The following is an 18,349-nucleotide window of genomic DNA, read 5'->3' as shown; positions in this document are numbered from 1 at the left end:
ACCAGGTGGAGGAATGCAATGGCGAACATCACCCGCGAGCAGTACGCGAAATCCTACGGCCCGACTGTGGGCGACCAGGTCCGTCTGGGCGACACCAACCTCTGGATCGAGGTCACCGAAGATCTGACGTTCGGTGGTGACGAGGCGATCTTCGGCGGCGGCAAGACCATCCGCGAGTCGATGCTGCAGGGAACGGTCACCAGTGTGCAGGACGCCCCCGACATCGTGATCACCAACGTGATCATTCTGGACGTCGCCCCCGCTCTGGAGCGGGGGAACGGCAATTCCATTGTGCGTGCCGACGTCGGGATCAAGGGCGGCAAGGTCGTCGCGGTCGGCAAGGCCGGCAACAGCGACGTCATGGACGGGGTCACCCCCGGCCTGGAGATCGGTCCTTCCACGGACGTGATCTCCGGCGAGGGCAAGATCCTCACCGCAGGTGCCGTCGACACCCACGTGCACTACATCTCCCCCTCGGCCGTCATGGAAGCGCTGTCCACCGGGACCACCACGCTGATCGGCGGCGGCGTGGGTCCCTCCGAAGGATCCAAGGCGACCACCGTGACGCCCGGCCCGCAGCACCTGGTGAACCTGCACCGCAGCTTCGACGATCTGCCGGTCAACGTGATGCTGCTGGGCAAGGGCAACACCATCAGCAAGGACAGCCTGGACGAGCAGGCACTCGCGGGCGCCGGCGGTTACAAGATCCACGAGGACTGGGGAGCCACTCCGGCAGCGCTGGACGCCGCACTGAGGGCCGGGGAGGAGTGGGGTCTGCAAGTCACCCTGCACGCCGACTCCCTCAACGAGGCGGGCTTCGTCGAGACCACCCTCGACGCCATCGGCGGGCGCGGGGTCCACGTCTTCCACGCCGAGGGCGCCGGTGGTGGGCACGCCCCCGACATTCTGAAGGTGGCTGCCGAGCGGAATGTCCTGCCCGCCTCGACGAACCCGACGCTTCCGTACACCACGAACACGGTGGCCGAGCACATCGACATGCTGGCCTCCGCCCACCACCTCGATCTCAGCAACAAGAACGACCAGGCGTTCGCCGACTCCCGCATCCGCTCCACGACCATGTTCGCCGAGGACGTGCTGCACGACATGGGTGCGATGTCCATCACCTCCTCCGACGCCCAGGCCATGGGCCGTATCGGCGAGGTCGTGACCCGCACCTGGCAGGTCGCCCACGTCATGAAGGAGTGGAGCCACAAGACCTTCAAGGACGCGAACTACTTCTACGGGGCCGATCAGGGGCAGGGCGACAATGCCCGTGCGCTGCGCTACGTGGCCAAGTACACCATCAACCCCGCTGTCGCCCACGGCATCGACGAGTACGTCGGTTCCGTGAAGGAGGGCAAACTCGCAGACCTCGTGCTGTGGGACCCGCGGTTCTTCGCCGTACGGCCCGAGATGGTCATCAAGGCGGGTGCCATGGTGATCGGCAACCTGGGTGACCCCAACGGTTCGGTGTCGACCCCGCAGCCGACCTTCCTGCGGCCCGCGATGGCCAGCGCGATCGCCTGCCGGCTGTCCTACTCGTTCGTCTCCGAGAAGGTGCTCAACCCGCCCGCCGGCACCGACCCGTACAGCACGGTGAGAGGCAAGGGCGTGTTCAAGGACTCGCTGAAGGACACGCTTGGCCTGCGGCGTGAGCTGAAGGGCGCGAAGCCCGTCAAGGACATCGAGAAGGCGGACATGGTCTTCAACGGCGAGCGATTCGGCATCGACATCGACCCGGGCACGTTCAAGGTCGCGGTGGAGATCCCGGGAGTCGACCCGTTGGAGGGCCACAGCCTCACCAGGCACAAGAGCCTGAACGGTTTCTGGTACCTCGACCAGCCGAAACCGCCGAAGAGCCTGCCGCTCACCCAGCGATACCTGCTGTTCTGAGGCGCCCTGTGAGCACCTCCTCGCTCCTGCTCGCCCTGCTGGGCGATGCCCGGCTCCCGTCCGGGGGACACACGCAGTCCGCCGGTCTGGAGCCGGCGTTGCGGGCCGGCACGACGTCGGCCCAGGTACCCGCGTACCTGCGTTCCCGCCTTCGCACCGTCACCCGCGTGGAGGCGGGCACCGCCGTCGTCGCCCGTGCGGTCGCGGTGAGCGGCGGCGACCTGGCCGACGTCGAGGCCGCCTGGGCCGCCCGGACGCCCAGCCAGGCGCTGAGGGCCAACGGCCGGCGCCTGGGACGCGGGTATTTACGCGTCCTGCAGACGCTCTGGCCCGGCCCCGTCGACGCTCGCGCACGCACCTGGTCGCGCCCCGTCGTGCTCGGTCTGCTCGCCCACCGCGCCGGGATGAACCCGGCCGACCTGGCCCGCCTGGTCGGGTACGACGACGCCCAGACCGTGACCGCGGCCCTCCTCAAACTCGAACCGCAAGACCCGCTGCTCATCACCACATGGGTGAACGAACTCCTCCCCGACATCAACGAGATGGCCGCCCAGGTCGCCCGCCTCCACCTCCCCGAACAGATCCCCGCCCACGGCGCCCCCCTCATCGAGCGCTGGGCCGAGACCCACGACACCACCACAGAGAGGCTCTTCAGTGCCTGAGAACGCCACCGTCCCCTCCCGTGCCATGCGCCTGGGCGTAGCCGGCCCCGTCGGCACCGGCAAGAGCTCGCTCATCGCGACGTTGTGCCGGGCGCTCGCCGACGAACTGCGCCTGGGCGTCATCACGAACGACATCTACACCGACGAGGACGCACGCTTCCTCAAGAGCGCCGGGGTGCTGGACCCCGAACGAATCCGCCCGGTGGAGACAGGCGCGTGCCCCCACACGGCGATCCGCGACGACGTGACGGCCAACCTGCTGGCGGCCGAGGACATAGAGGCCGACTTCGGCCCCCTGGACCTGGTCATCATCGAGTCCGGCGGCGATAATCTCACCGCGACCTTCTCCCCGGCCCTGGTGGACGCCCAGCTGTTCGTCCTTGATGTCGCCGGCGGCGGTGACGTCGTACGCAAGGGCGGTCCCGGCATCGCCCGCGCCGACCTGCTCGTGATCAACAAGACCGACCTCGGCGAGCATGTGGGCGTGGACGTCGAGCGCATGACGCGCGAAGGGCGCGAAGCCCGCCGGGGTTCCCCCGTGGTCGCGCTGTCCCGGCACGACGAGGCGTCCATCCGGATGCTGACCGGCTGGGTCCGCGACACCCTCGCGCACTACCGCACTGGCGAGCACACCCCGGTCGACCCCGGCCCCATGGCCCCGCACTTCCACACCGGCCAGGACGGCGAGGAACCCCACACCCACACGCACGGCCAGGATCCGGCGCATGCAGGGCAGAACGCGTGACCGGACCGACCCGCCTGAGCGTCATCCGCACGGGGAGCCGCAGCCGCGTCCACCGCACGACCGGGCATCTGACGGCACGGACCATGGATCAGGACGCCTACGGTGCCAGGGTGGGCCTGCTCGCCACCCAGGCGCTGTTGCTGTCCGGCGACGACGTCCGCATCGAGGTGGACGTCGCTCCCGGCGCCTGGCTCGACGTCGTGGAGACGACCGGCACGGTCGCGTACGAGGGCGACGCACCGTCATCGTGGGCGATTGACGCCACGGTGGGCGACGAAGCGGTCCTGACCTGGGCGGGCAAGCCCTTCGTGGTCTCGGACGGGATCGCCACCCACCGTGACACTCGGATCCGGCTGCACGGCACCGGCAGGGTCCTGATGCAGGAGAAGATCGTCCTGGGCCGCGCCGGACAGACCGGCGGGGACCTCACCACGTCCCTGAACGCCATGGACGACACCGGGCCGGTGCAAGTGGAACACCTCGACCTGACCAGGCAGGCCCGCAGCATGCCGGGCGTCCTCGGGAGCCTCCGCTCCATGGACACCGTCACCGCTCTGGGCTGGTCACCCGAACCGCCCGGCAAACCGGAAGCCGGCACCACCGGGCCGGGAGAGACCTACTTCCGTCTGGACAGGGCCGGGGCCGTACTGCGCTGGATCGGAATCGGCCGGTTCCGTGACCGGTTGTGCGACCCCGCCTTCGCCGCCTGGTGCGAGGAAGCCATGCGCGGCCACCGGTACCAGGACCAACTCGCCACACAACGCCTGAGCCACGTGCACAAGACGCAGGCGGCCACGGGCTGATGTTCAGGGTCGAGGGGTTTCCAGTACGGGGCGGCCGGCCCGGGACCAGGACGACTGTGGTGGGATGCTCTTATGGATGTCAAGCAGTGGCTGCGAGGTGACTCGGCGCCGCTGCGGTGGCCTTGGTGATGGTCAGGACGTGGTAGATCTCTCGGGCGACGAACCGCTTGAGGCAGCGAATGATCTCCTTCTTCGACAGACCCTCCTTGGTTCGTCGCTCCATGTACTGCTTGGTGCGCTGGTCCCAGCGCAGGCGGCAGAGCACGATCCGGTAGAGGGCCGCGTTCGCGGCCCGGTCATCACCCCGGTTGAGCCGGTGGCGGTGGGTGCGGCCGGATGACGCGGGCAGCGGGGCGACGCCGCAGAGCATGGCGAACGCCGCTTCCGAGCGGAGCCGGTCGGGGGTGTCGCCCGCGGTGACCAGCAGCTGGCCGGCGACGTCCGGGCCGACGCCGTTCAGCTCGGTCAGGGCCGGGTTGGTCTCCTGGGTGCGCGGGGCTGTCAGCTCGTCCAGTTCGTCGATCTCCGGTCCCAGTTCGCGGTGGCGGCGGGCGAGCGACCGAAGAGCGATCTTCGTCGCGGCGAGCGGATCACCGGCCTGGTCCAGGCTTGGACGGAAGCCCGCGCAGACGGCCAGGAGGTCCTTGTCCTTCAGGTGCCGCAGCATGGTGCGGACGCCTTCCGGCGCGGTGACGATCAGGTTCTTGATTTGCCGGGTGACGTCGGACCGTTGCTGGACCGCGCTGCGTCGGGCGACCCGCAATGCCCGCAGGGCCTCGACCCGGCCGTCACGGAACTTCGGTGTTCCGGTGCGGCGTTCGGCGAGCGCGGCCGGGGCCGCGGCCTCGGCGTCGACCGGGTCGGACTTGCCCTGCCACCGACGCGTCTTGCGGTCCGGGCGGTCGATCTCGACCACCGCCACGTCACATTCACGCAAGTGGCGGGCGAGTCCAGCGCCGTAGGCGCCGGTGCCCTCGACTCCAACCGTCAGCAGGGTCCCGAAGGGCCGAAGCCAGGCCAGGAGCTTGCGGTAGCCGAGCGCGGAGGCAGGGAACTGGGCCGAGCCCAGGACCCGGCCCGCCGAGTCGATCGCGGCCGCGGTGTGGGTGTCCTTGTGGGTGTCGACGCCGCCGGTGACCTCGACCTCGTGCTGTGCCATCGTTGGGTGTGCCGTCCTGTCCATTCGACCGGGTGGGTTGGCACCCGTCGGCCGGGAGGGCGGACAAGACAGTGATGGGGCCTCTGGCCAGGCTCTTATGAAGTCACGTCCCCCGGCCCGACGGCTGCGGGGGAGCGTCCCCCGGACAAGGCCGACAGATCCCGGTTGAGGACCCTGAGTCAGTCAGGCGGTGGGTCAGACCCCGCCGGGGAACGCTCACGTACATCCTCACTGTCAGGTGGGGCAGGGCGCGGGCGAGGTGGCTTATCGGGATCTGGCTCAGGATGGTGACGCGGTGGACGGCGTCGAGGGAGAGGACGAGCCCGGCCGTGGGCGCGGTGCCGTGTCCGTGGACAGCGATGCCGCAGCCGTCCAGGAGTTGGAACAGCGTCAGCCGGTAAGCATGCGCGAGGCGTTCCAGATAGGAGGCGGTCCCTTCGAACAGCCGTGGCCGTACCCGAAACACCCCCGATGCCAAAGGCGGAATCCGCGCCGCCCATGCCCCACCGGCGGGTACACCGCTTCCCACGGCATCGGGTGCGGCCGCCCTCACCCCGGTGTTCACCGCGGCCACCATGACCCGCCCCAGCATCTGGTCGAGCAGATCCGTGCCACGGTTCAAGCCCTCCAGCATGGACCGGGCCACCTCCGCGGTAGTGCCGACCTGCGCACCGCGCAACTGCTGCAGCTGCTCCTCGGCCTCGCCAAGGAGATTGGTGATCACGAAGCGCTGTTCGGCGGGCACCACGGCCCGCCAGTTCGTTCCCGAGCCGGGCATCTTCTTCTCACTGGTTAAGACCCGCAGCCCTGCGGCCATCGATGACGGCTGGTGTTCCTGCCGAACCCACCACAGGTTCTCGTCGAATCGCGCATACGGACCCGACCGCCCTTCGGGACGGCGGCGCAGGCGGATGACCGCGCCCATCCACGCGACCAGCGGGCCCCCGTAGTCGACCGCGATCAGCGGCCCCAACCAAGGCCGTCCCACCCGCTCGCCGAGGCGACGGCAGAACTTCCCGTCCGCCCACAGCGGCCGCGGCCGTTCACCCCCACTGTCCGCCCACACCAGCTGCGCCATGACCGGGTCCAGCAGCGCATCCGCGACCGCCACCACCTCCGGGAAGATCACCGCATCCCGCCCCACCACCCGCCACCACTCCAGATCACCCCCCGCATCACCACCAGCGACCCGATGCAGACGCCGTGGCCAGACCTCCTCCCGCTCCCACCCGTACGCCCCCTCCCACCACCGCATAAGCCAGCGCGAACACCTCCCCAGGCCCCACACCGGCCCGCACCGCACGACGCACCACACCCGCCCACCGCCGCTGCGCCGTAACCACTTCTGGCAGACCCCGCAGGTCGAGGTACTCGTGGGGCTGGTCGGCGTCTGCGTCCAGCTGCCACCGCTCGTGCCGTACGCACACCCGCTCCCACCGTGACGCGTACCGCACCACCCGCACCTGCGCCCCCGTGCGCCGGGCCGTACACAGACGGCACCCGAACGCCACCGGCCCCACCACCGCACCCCCGACACGCCACACCGCCAACGGCACCCCACCCTCCCCGGCACGGAACTTGGCCTCCTCATGCCCCCAGGACGGCAACGCCCGCCCCAGCACCTCCTGCCCGACCCCACACAACCGGGCCAGAACCTCCCGCCCCGCCGCGTTCAGCACAACCTCACCATCCGCCCGCACACCCCCGCCCCCATGCCGGGGCCGCGAACCGCGCCACCGCCAGCACGACCGCAGGGCCTTCGCCTCCATCCCGTAGTAGCAGGCCGCGATGCGGTCGATCAGCGACGACGTCGTCTCCCCGGCAAGGGGAGCAACGCGCAAGACCCCGGACACCGCACTGCTGCCATGGACAGGCCCGCCGATATCAGACACCTGCCCCCCTCTCGCTGTACCTGCCCCCCAGACCGGCACCGGGGACAAGGACGACACCCAGGCCGGCGCACGCGAGCGCCAACCCTCGCCCGCACGCGTCGGACTGACCGTTGAGCATGCTGCTCCTCCTTCGCATCAGTCACCAGCGCATGCCTGGGGCGTCGAGGTCCGTTCGCCGCTGTTCGGTGAGTTTGGCGGCGCGTTTGCGGACGTTGTCGATCCAGGTGCCGAGCTTGACCCCCACGGCCTCGTTAGCGCCGTTCTGACGGCCCACCAGGCCCGCCTCCGCGTCCAGCAGCGCCACCTGCTCGATGTGTTTCCGAGGCACCCGCAGGTGTCCTTCACGGGCGTGGAACTGGCGGGCGGCAGCGAGGTTCGCGGCCCACTTCGCGTCCTGCCCCCGCGGCACCGGCCGCCCCGCCGTCTCCTTCTCGGCCGGTGTGAGCCCAAGGGTGTTCTCCAGCAGCCACTGCTGCGCGGCTACCAGCTGCTCCCACCCGTGCCGTTGGGCAGCGATCCAGCGTCCGAGGTCTTCGCCCTGAACGATCACCGTGCCTGCGGCCACCGGGAGGGTTCCGCCAGCCCGGACGTGGGCCTGGACGAGACGCAGACGGCGCTGCCAGGTGGTGTCCCAGGCCGGGCACCATCCCGGGTCGATCGCGTCGAGCTCGTTCTGCCGTGCCTGGGTCATCGCTCCGGCCGCCGAAGGGACGCGGCGGCCGGCCTCGCGCAGTTCCTCGTTCTCCCGCGCCCGCCGTGCCGCGGCCCTTGCGTTCTTCGCCCACACGCCGATGGGGTAGTCGGCCCACACCGCACCGGTCGGGGGCAGGAAGTGGCCGTGCGCGGCGGCGTAGAGCCGGGCCACCATCAGGCCGTCCTCCCACGCCGCGTCCCGCTCGGACCAGACCATCCCCAAAGCCTCCAGCTCCACGAGGCGTTCTGCGTCCAGGGTTCCGTCGGTGTAGTAGCGGCGCTGTTCGGCGAGCCACCGCCCCAGCGGATACCCACCGGCCCCGCCCCAGCCGCCGGTGTCCGGCGTCACGTACGCGTACGGCACCCGCAGCGCCGTGTTCCCGGTCTCGCGCAGCCACTTCGTGGCGGCCTCGATCCCGCGCAGCCAGTACGCGCCTTCCGGGTCGATGACCCGCAACCGCACGAACTGGGCCAGAACCTCGGGGTCGCGTTCCTCGCTGAACCGCAGCACCCCGGCCGCCCCCTCACCCACCCGCACCCGCGCCGCGCCGCCGTCCTCCAGGCCGTCACCGTCCAGGACATCATCGGCGCCATCGCCGTCGTGCTCCTGGTCCTGCTTCTCCGTGGGGTTCTTCCGGCCGCTTCGGTTACGGGGGTCGGTCAGTGCCTCGATGGTGTCCGTGTCGTGCGCCCGCAGGGCCCCGAGGACCTTCGCGAGGGTGGTGTAGGCGTCCGAGCTCAGCATTTCATCAGCGTTCTCGCCCGGCTTGAGGAATACCGGAACGATCAAAGTGGCGAGTTTCCCGCGACCGGGCCGGGTACGCAGGGCACGCCCGACCATTTGCACGATGTCGACCATCGACCCCCGCGCATCAGAGAAAAGAACCGCGTCACATTCCGCCGTATCCATTATCTAGAGGTGGGTTGGGTGCGAGGCACCTTTGGTACGTCTCCCACCTGGCTTTGCGGCCGTTTCCCACGAACTGCTCCAGCCCCACATGGTGCTTGGTTACGTTCGGCACGTGGAGCACGTCTTCGTCGCAGAACGCTCGATCTTTCCGTTAACGGGCCTGAAACGCTGGGTGGTCGCCGACACGGCCACCTACACCCTGCACGCACCGGCCTGCGCGTTCCTGCAGGGTCTGCGGAACAAGGGCCGTTCACCGAACACCGAACGCGTCTACGCCGGCCGCCTCGCCCTGTACCTGAACCACTGCCATGCCCGCGGCGTTGACTGGGCCGCCCCCAGCTTCCTCGCCTTATCCCAGCTGCAGCAGCATCTGATCACCGAACCGCTGCCGCCCCGCAGCCGGCGCACCCGTGCGTGGGCGCCGCCCCGGTACCGGTCCCGTGGCACGGCGAATGCTGTGATGATCGTCGTCGCCGAGTTCCTGCGTTTCTCGGCCCTGCACGGCCTCGTCGCCCCCGCCACGGTTTCGCTGTTGTCCCAGCCGAAATTCCTCCGCTTCGCCCCGCCCGGCTACGACACCGGCGAGAACAACCAGTGGCGCCATATCCAGGCGGCCGCGTTCCGCTTTCAGATCACCGAACCGGGCTACGAGGACCTCACCCCCGAACAGATCCGCCACATGATCGGCCAAGTGCCCCGGGCCCGCGACAAGTTCCTGATCGCGCTGCTGGCCGCCACCGGCCTGCGCATCGGCGAAGCCCTCGGCCTGCACCAACAGGACCTGCACTTCCTGGCCTCCTCCCAGATGCTCGGCTGCACCCTCACCGGCCCGCACCTGCACGTGCACCGGCGCCTGGACAACCCCAACCACGCGCTCGCCAAGTCACCCCGCTCCCGCTCGATCCCCACCACCCCCGAACTCGTCGCCCTCTACACCGACTACCAGCACGAACGCGACCGTGTACCCGAGGCGGCCCACCACCCCATGGTGTTCGTGAACCTGTTCCGCCCGCCGCTGGGCCGCGCGATGTCGTATCCGAACACCAAGCAGGCCTTCGAACGCTGGGCCCGCACGGCGGGACATCCGGCCCGGCCGCACATACTGCGCCACTCCGCAGCCACCCGCTGGCTGCGCGACGGCGTCGACCGCGACGTCGTCCAACGCCTGATGGGACATGCCTCGCCGCTGTCCCTGCAACGCTACCGACACGTCGACGACACGGAACTGCGCGCCGCCGTCGACCACCTCCAAGCCCTCAAGGAGCAGCCGTGACCGCCGCCCCACAGCTGGCAACGGCCCCCGTACAGCTCGCCCTCGAACAGCGGCCCGAGTGGACCGACTGGCTGCGCTCGCAGCTCGACCCCCAGTGGCGGGCGGGGGAGTGGGATGCCGAGCAGTGGCTGTTCACCGGGGACCTGGACAGCCCGCGTACGTCATCGTCTCGCTGCCGCACCCTGCGCTGCGACGCCATCATCCGCAACCCGGCATCCTTCTGTAACTACTGCCGCGACCATCGCCTCAAGAGCGGCCTGCCCCGCGAGGAGTTCGCCGCCACCTTCGTCCCCGATCGCGGCCAGTCCCTGCGGGGACAGGTCTCCGGGCAGTGCACGATCACCCGTGACGGCATCCGCTGCGTGCGCCCGCAAGCCTCCAATGGACTGTGCGTCGCGCACACCGGAAGCTTCAGGTACCACGAGCGCCTGGGCACTTTGGACCGCTGGCTACGCGAGCTCGTCAAACCGATCACCGAAGAACTCATCTGCATGGTCCCCGAATGCTCCGGTGCCGCGATGAACTCCCGAGGTCTGTGCAACTACCACTGGCGCGCCTGGAGCGCTGCCAACCGCGCCAACCCCGACCACCGTGTGCCCGCCGAGCAATGGGCGAGCGCACAACCCCCTACCTGGCAGCCCACCAGTTCACCCTGAAACTCCTCCCCGAGCTGCTGCGTTGGGAGATGCGCTACGCCCTGCAGCAGATGGACCAGTGGACCAGGGTCCTGGAACCGCACTGGGTCCGCGGCATCACCCGCGACCTCACCGACGCCCGCACCCTCCTGGACGACACCAACACCGCCCGGCTCAACAAACCCCACCAAGCAGCCGTGCGCACCCTCAACAACCTCACATCCGCCATCCACACCGGATACGCCCTCTTCACCGGCGCCACACCCGCCGACGAGGACGTCATCGACCTCCGCGTCCTGGGCCTGCGCCACGCCGCCTCCGGTAAACGCCGCCAGTACCCCGGCACCGTCGACCTGCGCCTCATCCCGCAGCTCTGGCTGCGCCATGCACTGCGGCACTGGGTCACCACCGCCCGCCCCAGCACGGAGGACTTCAAGCGGACCCTGCGAGCAGCGCGGATCGCGTCCACAGCCCTCGCTTCCCAAACGGATGCCGGCCACGATCCCGCAGCCCTCACCTTCACCGACGCGAGCGCCGTGGTGGACGCGTTCAGCACCGCGCTGCGCAAAGACGGCACCCCGTACTCGTCTTCTCATCGCCGCACTCTGAACGGAATGTTCTTCCAGCCCATCGACTACGGACGCCGCACCGGCTCCCTGGACGAACTTGCCGGCCCCTTCACCCGCGTCCCGGCCGAGCACGCCATCCGCATCGAAGAGCAAGACGAAGACATGCTCGGCAAGGCGATCCCCGAACCCGTCATCCGCCAGCTCGACACTCTCGGCACCGGCCCCACCTACGGCTGCCGCGACATCGCCGACGACGCCCGCCACCTGCTGTACCGCACCCTCTACACCGTGCTGCGCGACACCGGCCGCCGCCCCCTTGGAAGTCGTCTCCCTCCCGCGCGACTGCCTGCAGACCCACCACGGCCAGACCACGCTGATCTGGAACAACCACAAACGCAAACGCCTCCGACGCCGCCTGCCGATCATCCAGGCCACCACCCAGGCAATCCGTGTCTGGCAGGCCCGCCGTGACCAACTGCACCTGCCTGCCCGGGGTGATGCCTGCCTCTTCCCCTCCCTGACCGCTCTCAGCGGCGCCGCCTACATCTCCAGCGGCTACCTCAGTGAGGCCCTGCGCCAGTGGGTCGACTCCCTGCCCCGCCTGAACGCCGAAGGCGTCGACGCACAGGGCAACCCCCTGCCCTTCGACCGCGCCTTGATCTACCCCTACGCCTTCCGCCACTCCTATGCTCAGCGCCACGCAGATGCCGGAACCCCCGTCGACGTACTGCGCGAACTCATGGACCATAAATCCATCGCCATGACTCAGCGCTACTACACCGTCTCCCTCAAACGGAAACAACAGGCCGTCACCAAACTCAGCGCGCATGTCATCGACCAGACCGGCCAGCCCGCCCCGTGCACCCCCACCGCCTACGAGATGCGGTCGGTCGCCGTCCCCTACGGCGGCTGCACCGAACCATCCAACGTCAAAGCCAGGGGAGGAGCCTGCCCCATCCGCTTCCAGTGCGCCGGCTGCGGCTTCTACCGCCCCGACCCCTCCTACCTCCCCGCCATCGAGCAACACATCAACGAACTGCGCGCCGACCGCGAGACCGCCCGCGCCATGGACGCCGCCGAATTCGTGATCACCTCTCTCACCGCCCAGATCACCGCCTTCGAGCACGTCACCGACCGCATGCACCGCCGCCTCGACGCCCTCCCCGCTGCAGAACGGGCACAGATCGAAGAGGCCGCCACCGTGCTGCGTAAAGCACGCGCCGGAGAGAACCACACCCTCTTGCCCCTGACCGCATCCCCGAAAGCCCCCTGATGAACCGCCGCGGCAACCCCGTCTCCCTCGCCCAGGCCAGACGCCGCGACAGCCTCGACAAGCGCGGCCGCGTCCTGACCACGATCACCGCTCTGGAAAGCAACGGCCAGCCCGTCCCCCACGCCGCCGTTGCCCGCGCCGCCCGCGTGTCCACCTGGCTCACCTACGCTCCCGGCATCCGCGAGCACATCGAAGCCGCCCAGACCCGGCAAGCCCGCACCACCCCACCCCACAAGGCACCACTCCCTCGGCTGCCCTGGCTGACCTGCGCGCCGAACCCGACCTCACCCGCCAAGGGATCAGGGAGCTCCGCGCTGAACGTGACCAGCTCCAAGGCGCCCTACGCCACCAACTTGGCCAGCAGCTCGACACCCTCCACACCCCAGAGCTGACCACCCGCGTCGACAGCCTCACCCGCCACAGCGATCAACTGGCCCGCCAGCTCCAAGAAGCCACCGACGAGAACGACGCCCTGAAAACACGCATCAACAGCCTCGAAGACGACCTCGCAGCGGCCCGCACCAGCCTCCGCCGCGTGATCCGAGAAGAGAACCGCACATAACCCCACCAACAGACCGACGACTTTGCACACCATGCCTCCGTCTCACCAGCGCATGCCGAGCGCGGTCAGTTCTGTGCGCTGCTCGGTGCCGAGGCGGTCGGCGCGGCGCGGACGTTGCCGGGCCAGTTCCCCATCCGCACCTCGACTCCGTCGACGTTTTCGACGTGTTTGCAGGGCACGGTCAGACGCCCTTCACGGGTGTGGAATTGACGCGCGGCCGCCAGCCCGAGGGCCCGCCGGTCTGCCTGTCAATGGGGCGGCCAGCGAAGTGATTGGGCGAGCACCCGTACGGCGTGGTGAAGATCGGGCTTCTCGTCGCCGCACTGATCGCGCTGCACCACGTGTACGGGTCACAAGCGCCAGCGCAGCAAGCCTGTTCCCGCCGCGTCCGTGGTGAGCCAGGTCCCGTCGCCGAGGCAGCGCACCACGCTACCGTTGTCCGACGAGGGATAGAGCACGGGGCCTCGTAGCTCGTCCAAGGACAGTTGGTAGACCCAGTGCTGGGAGGGCTGCGGCAGGCTTTCGTCCCCACAGGACGAGACGACCAAGCAGGTGTTCGCCGTCAGATATCCGCCCTCCCATGTCACCCAACCGTCGTCCTTGGGCGAACTGAGCGGTACGCGGTTCCGGGCCAGGGTCGTCAGGACCTCGCCATCGGGGAAGCGGTGCCGACGCAGATCCTTGTTGAATCCTGCCGTCAGGAACTCCCCGCCGTCAGGCGATATGTCGAGCAGGACCTGCTTGTCGTCCGCGAGGCCGTCATAGTTGAGCAGCGGCGGCCGGCCTTCGTCCTCGTCGACGTTCTCGCCGTCCGCTTCCTCAGGAAGTCGGCTCCAGTACGTGTAGCAGCCGTTCTGCCCCTCACCGATGGAGAGCAGGACGTGCACACCATCCGGGTGCAGGGATTGGGTGGCGTAGTACTCGGTCATGCCGTCCAACGCGGTCTGAGCGATCACCTCGCCCGTCGCCGAATCCAGCACCGCCCACATATCGCCGTCGTCGGGGTCTTCGTCACCCACGACGAGTGCCCATACATATTTTCCGTCCCGGCTCACTGCGCACGACCGGTGGACCAAGTCCTCGTCCGACATCCCCTGCCGGCGAACCCAGCGCTCGACTCCATCGGCCCCGACCGCGACGACCCCCTCCGGCATTCCGAACACGGCGAACGAGGCATCCGGAGCGATCGCCCAGGACAATGTGAAGTCACATACCTCCTGGGTGTCAGGAACCGGAATGCGCGCGCAGGCCCGTACCTCCCCCTTCGCCACCCCGGCGAGCGCGAAGACTTCGACGTGCCCGCCGTTCAACAGGCCGACTAACCCCGCTCCAGGCATCCGCGGCACAAGCCCGTCCCCCGATTGCCACGCCACCGTCTCCGCCACCAAAACCGCTGGTATCAGCATGAACTGTCTCGCCTTCCCGCGTAATCCGGAGTCGAGACGTGATTCTGGCACGGCCCACCGACAGCGATTCGTCATCAGGGCAGTGCGCCGGCCGTCCACAGAGGCCCTGCTACTGCCGTGGGCTCCGATCTGCTGGAAGTGCGTCGCTTTGCTGGCCAGCAGGAGCCACTGATCACCATGGCGTGGCCCAAACTGAAGACAAGGCACTGAAGCCAGCGGTTGCAGCCGGCCCAATGAGCGCAGGATCCGGCTCGTACGGGGCCCAGCGACCGGTAAGGCCATCGCCGATGGACCGATCCCGCCCCTTCACGGAGAACGTGAAGAATCGCCGATCGGTTTGGCGCCGGCTGGTCCGTCGAGCTTGGGATCCTCCCGCCCCCACGACGGCAACGCCCGCCCCAGCGACAGCTCCCCGACCCCGCACACAGCGCCCAGCGACTGCCGGGCCGCCGCGTCCAGCAGCACTTCCCCATCCGCACGTACGGCCCCGCTCTCATGACGGGGCCGGTGGTTCACCGCCTGCCAACGAGCCAGGAACGACTGCTCCTCCATCCCGTAGCAAGCAGCGATACGGCACAGAAAGGAGAACGTCGTCTCCCCGGCGAGAGGAGGCAGCCGTAACACCCCAGTGTGACGGAGTTTTGGATCTTTGGTAGTTGGGCTGTTCTGGCCTGGTGTTTTGTTGTTGGGCTGGGGATTTATGGGTGGGTGCGGTGGCCGGTGGTGGCTGTGTCCGGGTGCTGTGCAGGGGTGTTCGGTTTGGCTGTTCGGCGTGCTGAGCTGTGGTTCCGTGGTTCTGCGGGATTGATCTTGTGTTCGTTGCGGGTGTGATGGCACGTCTATAGGTACCTGTAGGGGTGTCGGCCGTGCCTGGCGCTTGTTGGTGCTTGTCAGGGGTGTGTGTGGGTGAGGTGGACGGTCAGGGGATCGCTGGTGGTGGGGGTGAGGGTGTCGAGTCCGAGGCGGTGGGCGATCACGCCGAGGAGATCGCCCGTGCGGGATCGGCGCGTGTGGGGGAGGGCTGCCAGGGCGCGGGCGAGCGCGACGGTTTCGGGGTAGATCACGAGATCACGGGCCAGGAGAACAGCCGAGGCAGTCCCTGCACGGCCCAGGCAGGTGTTGCCCGTAACGAGTCGGCCCAGGCGATGCTGCCAGCGTCCGGTCAGATGCTGCTGGTGGTCGTACCAGCGTGTGGTGACCGCGCGTGCCGTCATCCAGGCGCTCGGAGCCCGGGGGTGACGCTGAAGGCGCTGGTGGGCGTGATGGGCCCTGATCAGTTCGGGCACCGCCCAGGTACGGAGCGTGGACGTGAGCCGCGGGTCGGGGGCGGCTTTCCGGTGGCGCGGGCAGACCAGCCGGTGCCAGGGCCGATGAACCCACGCCATCCCGGTCACACCCCGGCTGCGGTGCCACGTACACAAAGCGCAGGCGGCCACGGGCTGACGCTCCGGTTCGAGGGATTGCCAGTACGCGCCAGCCGGCCCGGGACCATGACGGCCGTGGTGGGTCAGGTGAGGCAGGGTACGGGTGAGGTGCGCCAGCGGGATCCGGCCCAGGACAGCGACACGGTGAGCGGCGCCGGGCGTCAGGTACAGGCCAGCCGCGGGTGAGGCGCCGTGTCCGTGGACGCTGATACCGCTGCCGTCGAGGAGTTGCGGCAGCGCCAGCCGGTAGGCACCAGCGAGGCGCTGTAGGTATGAGGCGGTCGCTTCGAACAGCAGCGGCCGTACCCGGAACACCCCCGGGGCCGGGGGCAAGATCCGCGCCGCCCATGCCCCGCCGGCGGGTACGCCGCCTCCCACAAACACCGGGGGCGCCTGCCCAAGGAACTGCGAGGACTGTCGGGCTCACCGGGAGCCGGTCTTGTTGCGGGTGCGGGGGCGGTAGTGCTGATCGGCGAGGTGGTCGAGGCGGACAGCGTCGAGGGTGGTCCTGATGATCCGTTCCGTGCCGTCGACCAGCGCAGTGATGGCCGCCTGCTTGACCAGACGGGCCAAAGACCCGATCCTCCCCGCAGTACGCGCGTGCAGATACGGCGCCAGACTCACCAGACTCCCGGCCCGGTGACAACGGAGGTCGAGTGCGTTCTCCATCGCCTGGATCAGGTCCTTGAACGGCTCGTTTCCACCGTCGCGTGCGGGGAACGGACCGCAGTCGACAAGAGAGGCGCGTGCGGCGAGCTGCGCCCCGCGCACACCGCTGAACAGCGCGGTCGTGGTGACATCGATGCCCGCGTACACGAACGTCGCACCGATGCGTTCGGTCAGGTCTTTCAGCAGGTCGGCGCTCTGGGCGCCGGTGGTGGTGCGGGGATTGAGCCGGTGGATCTCGTCGATCAGCACCAGCCGCACACCCGCCTGCGTGTAGGCATGGCAGACGCTGCCCACAATGTGGGCCTGGGACATACGGCCCGCGACGGGGATGCCGAGGTAGCGGGCGAATTCCAGGGCGAGGGTCTTCGCGCTGGCGGCGGGAGGCACGAGCACGTAGGCGACCGGCACCTGCCCGCCCGCGCCGGTGTCGCCGTGTCGCCGCGTGTGGGCGAGGTGGCAGGCGCGTCCGACTTGGAGCAGCGCGGTGGTCTTGCCCGCCCCGGCGGGACCGGTGACGATCAGGGACGGGCGTGCGGTGACCTGCTGGTGGCGACCCAGGACCATCAAGGTGCGTACCTGCTTGGCCAGTGCCTCGATGGCCGGAGTACGTACCGTCACGAACTGCGAGTGATAGCCCAAGCGTTCCTCGAGGCTGCGCGGGGGCGTTCCCGGCGCGGGAGGCCCGGTCACGGGTGTGGTGGCGAAGCAGGCGAACCCGTCCCACACGTCACCGAACCGGGCTGCGCCTGCCCGTTGCCGCCCTCACCCCCCGCGACACCTTCGGCGCTTACCCCAGAGTCCGCCGGTCGGCGCGCGGTTGAAACGGCACCGGCCTTCGACACTTCTCCCATGCCCAGTGGGTCGTTCACCACTGTTCGGCCTCCGTTTCGGCGTTCCACAGCCCGTATCCGCCAGCACGCACGCCAGCGAGCGACGTGTCCGTGTCTGCTTCGCCTGCCTCATCCCTGTCGGTCCCGCCGGCCGGGCCGGTGGCCGCGAGGTCGTCCAGGCTCTCGCCCCACTCCCCATCCGGCGCCGGCCCGGTCTGCGACGCGCCAGCAGCCTCGGCCCGAACGGGTAGAGCGGCTTGCCCGCTGCTCGCTGCTTCCTCACCTTCCCCGAGCTCGGTGCCGCCGGGCATGCTCGGCCGGCGTGGTGCCGGCAGGCCGGTGGCCAGGCCCTCGAGTACGGCCGCGCTGTGATTGGTCGGGGTGGTGTCAGCGGGTGGGGTGACAGCGGGTTTTGATGGTGTGGGTGGCTTGCTGAACAGCGTGTTCGTCGTTGGATGCTGTCGAGTCGTGGCTGTCGTGGGATGACTATTTCGCTGTCATGGCGTGAGGATTTGGCCTAGTACTGCAATCACAGTTGCAGGTTGTGGCCTCGGCGTTTGTAGTGACTGCGGCGGGCCCGGGTCTGGCTGAGGCGTCTCCACCATGACCAGCGCAGATGGTGCTGTGGCGTGAGGCGGTGCGGGCAGAGGACCAGGCCGATGAGGCGGCGGATCTCCGCGACGGACAGGGGTATCAGGGCGGTTTGCCCTAAACGGCAGCCCCTTTTTCCAGCTCGCGGGCGCGGATGGCGGTAAGTGCGGCGAGGGCGGCCATGGCAAGGGTGACGTGCCGGTACCACGCGTCGTAGCGGCGGACCTGGTAGTGGTCCAGGCCGCACTCGTTCTTCGCGACCTGGAACGACTCCTCGATGGCCCACCTGGCCGCGGCGACCTTGACCAGGTCCTTCAGGCGGGTGGCGACGGGGCCGTAGCAGACATAGTGGGCGATGTC

At 69.1% G+C, this 18,349-nt stretch carries 16 protein-coding genes and 1 pseudogene; 9 read left to right on the top strand and 8 right to left on the bottom strand.

Annotated elements, in window-relative coordinates:
- Positions 1-18: 18 nt before the first annotated feature.
- The 4 genes from ureC to ACFYY6_RS28495 are packed head-to-tail and all read left to right on the top strand — an operon-like array spanning position 19 to position 4,103.
- On the top strand, positions 19-1,893 hold the full coding sequence (gene ureC / locus ACFYY6_RS28510; RefSeq protein WP_351633793.1) for an urease subunit alpha: 1,875 nt from the start codon (positions 19-21) through the stop codon (positions 1,891-1,893).
- A gap of 8 nt (positions 1,894-1,901) precedes the next feature.
- Entirely contained in the window at positions 1,902-2,555 is a 654-nt protein-coding gene (locus ACFYY6_RS28505; protein WP_351525359.1) for an urease accessory UreF family protein, read from the top strand.
- 25 nt (positions 2,556-2,580) lie between these two features.
- Positions 2,581-3,300 (top strand): urease accessory protein UreG, encoded by a 720-nt coding sequence (gene ureG / locus ACFYY6_RS28500; protein WP_351525365.1) that lies wholly within the window; start codon positions 2,581-2,583, stop codon positions 3,298-3,300.
- Positions 3,297-4,103, top strand: a complete 807-nt coding sequence (locus ACFYY6_RS28495) for an urease accessory protein UreD (RefSeq protein ID WP_351525360.1) — start codon at positions 3,297-3,299, stop codon at positions 4,101-4,103. Before ureG ends, ACFYY6_RS28495 begins: the two co-directional genes overlap by 4 nt.
- A gap of 79 nt (positions 4,104-4,182) precedes the next feature.
- On the opposite strand, the gene ACFYY6_RS28490 is transcribed toward ACFYY6_RS28495, so the two are convergent.
- The 4 genes from ACFYY6_RS28490 to ACFYY6_RS28475 all read right to left on the bottom strand — a co-directional run bounded on the left by ACFYY6_RS28490 (position 4,183) and on the right by ACFYY6_RS28475 (position 8,592).
- Positions 4,183-5,262 carry an IS110 family transposase gene (locus ACFYY6_RS28490; RefSeq protein ID WP_351525361.1) on the bottom strand — a complete coding sequence of 360 codons (1,080 nt, stop codon included), beginning with the start codon at positions 5,260-5,262 and terminating at the stop codon, positions 4,183-4,185.
- Positions 5,263-5,365: 103 nt separating this feature from the next.
- Entirely contained in the window at positions 5,366-6,409 is a 1,044-nt protein-coding gene (locus ACFYY6_RS28485; RefSeq protein ID WP_389196293.1) for a hypothetical protein, read from the bottom strand.
- A 28-nt stretch (positions 6,410-6,437) separates the two neighbouring features.
- On the bottom strand, positions 6,438-7,103 hold the full coding sequence (locus ACFYY6_RS28480) for a hypothetical protein (RefSeq protein WP_389196291.1): 666 nt from the start codon (positions 7,101-7,103) through the stop codon (positions 6,438-6,440).
- A gap of 190 nt (positions 7,104-7,293) precedes the next feature.
- Positions 7,294-8,592, bottom strand: coding sequence for a helicase associated domain-containing protein (locus ACFYY6_RS28475; protein ID WP_389196289.1), 1,299 nt, complete (start codon positions 8,590-8,592; stop codon positions 7,294-7,296).
- Positions 8,593-8,869: 277 nt separating this feature from the next.
- Between ACFYY6_RS28475 and ACFYY6_RS28470 the strand changes: the two genes are divergently transcribed.
- Genes ACFYY6_RS28470 through ACFYY6_RS28450 form a run of 5 tightly spaced genes read left to right on the top strand, consistent with a single transcriptional unit; the run spans position 8,870 to position 12,899 of the window.
- Positions 8,870-10,030: a tyrosine-type recombinase/integrase gene (locus ACFYY6_RS28470; protein WP_351525098.1), complete on the top strand. Its 1,161-nt coding sequence runs from the start codon at positions 8,870-8,872 to the stop codon at positions 10,028-10,030.
- On the top strand, positions 10,027-10,686 hold the full coding sequence (locus ACFYY6_RS28465; protein ID WP_389196287.1) for a hypothetical protein: 660 nt from the start codon (positions 10,027-10,029) through the stop codon (positions 10,684-10,686). Before ACFYY6_RS28470 ends, ACFYY6_RS28465 begins: the two co-directional genes overlap by 4 nt.
- Positions 10,638-11,705, top strand: coding sequence for a hypothetical protein (locus ACFYY6_RS28460; RefSeq protein WP_389196285.1), 1,068 nt, complete (start codon positions 10,638-10,640; stop codon positions 11,703-11,705). Before ACFYY6_RS28465 ends, ACFYY6_RS28460 begins: the two co-directional genes overlap by 49 nt.
- Positions 11,608-12,507 carry a tyrosine-type recombinase/integrase gene (locus ACFYY6_RS28455; RefSeq protein ID WP_389196401.1) on the top strand — a complete coding sequence of 300 codons (900 nt, stop codon included), beginning with the start codon at positions 11,608-11,610 and terminating at the stop codon, positions 12,505-12,507. Before ACFYY6_RS28460 ends, ACFYY6_RS28455 begins: the two co-directional genes overlap by 98 nt.
- A complete protein-coding gene (locus ACFYY6_RS28450) occupies positions 12,507-12,899 on the top strand; it encodes a hypothetical protein (RefSeq protein WP_388968830.1) in 393 nt (130 codons plus the stop codon). Before ACFYY6_RS28455 ends, ACFYY6_RS28450 begins: the two co-directional genes overlap by 1 nt.
- 520 nt (positions 12,900-13,419) lie before the next feature.
- Here the strand turns inward: ACFYY6_RS28450 and ACFYY6_RS28445 are convergent.
- The 4 genes and pseudogenes from ACFYY6_RS28445 to ACFYY6_RS28430 form a co-directional block, all read right to left on the bottom strand.
- Positions 13,420-14,475 (bottom strand): hypothetical protein, encoded by a 1,056-nt coding sequence (locus ACFYY6_RS28445; protein ID WP_388653073.1) that lies wholly within the window; start codon positions 14,473-14,475, stop codon positions 13,420-13,422.
- A gap of 890 nt (positions 14,476-15,365) precedes the next feature.
- The gene (locus ACFYY6_RS28440; RefSeq protein WP_388653075.1) at positions 15,366-15,860 is read right to left on the bottom strand and encodes a hypothetical protein; all 495 of its coding nucleotides are present in this window, start codon (positions 15,858-15,860) and stop codon (positions 15,366-15,368) included.
- 462 nt (positions 15,861-16,322) lie between these two features.
- Positions 16,323-17,186, bottom strand: a complete 864-nt coding sequence (locus ACFYY6_RS28435) for a TniB family NTP-binding protein (RefSeq protein WP_389196283.1) — start codon at positions 17,184-17,186, stop codon at positions 16,323-16,325.
- Between the two features lie 920 nt (positions 17,187-18,106).
- Positions 18,107-18,349 (bottom strand): annotated as a pseudogene (locus tag ACFYY6_RS28430) (IS701 family transposase); the annotation flags it as partial.

This window comes from Streptomyces sp. NPDC001750, assembly GCF_042892615.1.
Taxonomy (GTDB): domain Bacteria; phylum Actinomycetota; class Actinomycetes; order Streptomycetales; family Streptomycetaceae; genus Streptomyces.
This window is presented reverse-complemented; position numbering and strand designations above follow the sequence as displayed.

Excerpts from the sequence above, each read along its gene's own strand:
- ureC (WP_351633793.1), top strand. The coding sequence starts at position 19 with ATGGCGAACATCACCCGCGAGCAGTACGCGAAATCCTACGGCCCGACT.
- ureG (WP_351525365.1), top strand. The coding sequence starts at position 2,581 with ATGCGCCTGGGCGTAGCCGGCCCCGTCGGCACCGGCAAGAGCTCGCTC.
- ACFYY6_RS28490 (WP_351525361.1), bottom strand. The coding sequence starts at position 5,262 with ATGGCACAGCACGAGGTCGAGGTCACCGGCGGCGTCGACACCCACAAG.
- ACFYY6_RS28475 (WP_389196289.1), bottom strand. The coding sequence starts at position 8,592 with ATGCTGAGCTCGGACGCCTACACCACCCTCGCGAAGGTCCTCGGGGCC.
- ACFYY6_RS28460 (WP_389196285.1), top strand. The coding sequence starts at position 10,638 with ATGGGCGAGCGCACAACCCCCTACCTGGCAGCCCACCAGTTCACCCTG.
- ACFYY6_RS28450 (WP_388968830.1), top strand. The coding sequence starts at position 12,507 with ATGAACCGCCGCGGCAACCCCGTCTCCCTCGCCCAGGCCAGACGCCGC.
- ACFYY6_RS28445 (WP_388653073.1), bottom strand. The coding sequence starts at position 14,475 with ATGCTGATACCAGCGGTTTTGGTGGCGGAGACGGTGGCGTGGCAATCG.
- ACFYY6_RS28440 (WP_388653075.1), bottom strand. The coding sequence starts at position 15,860 with ATGGCGTGGGTTCATCGGCCCTGGCACCGGCTGGTCTGCCCGCGCCAC.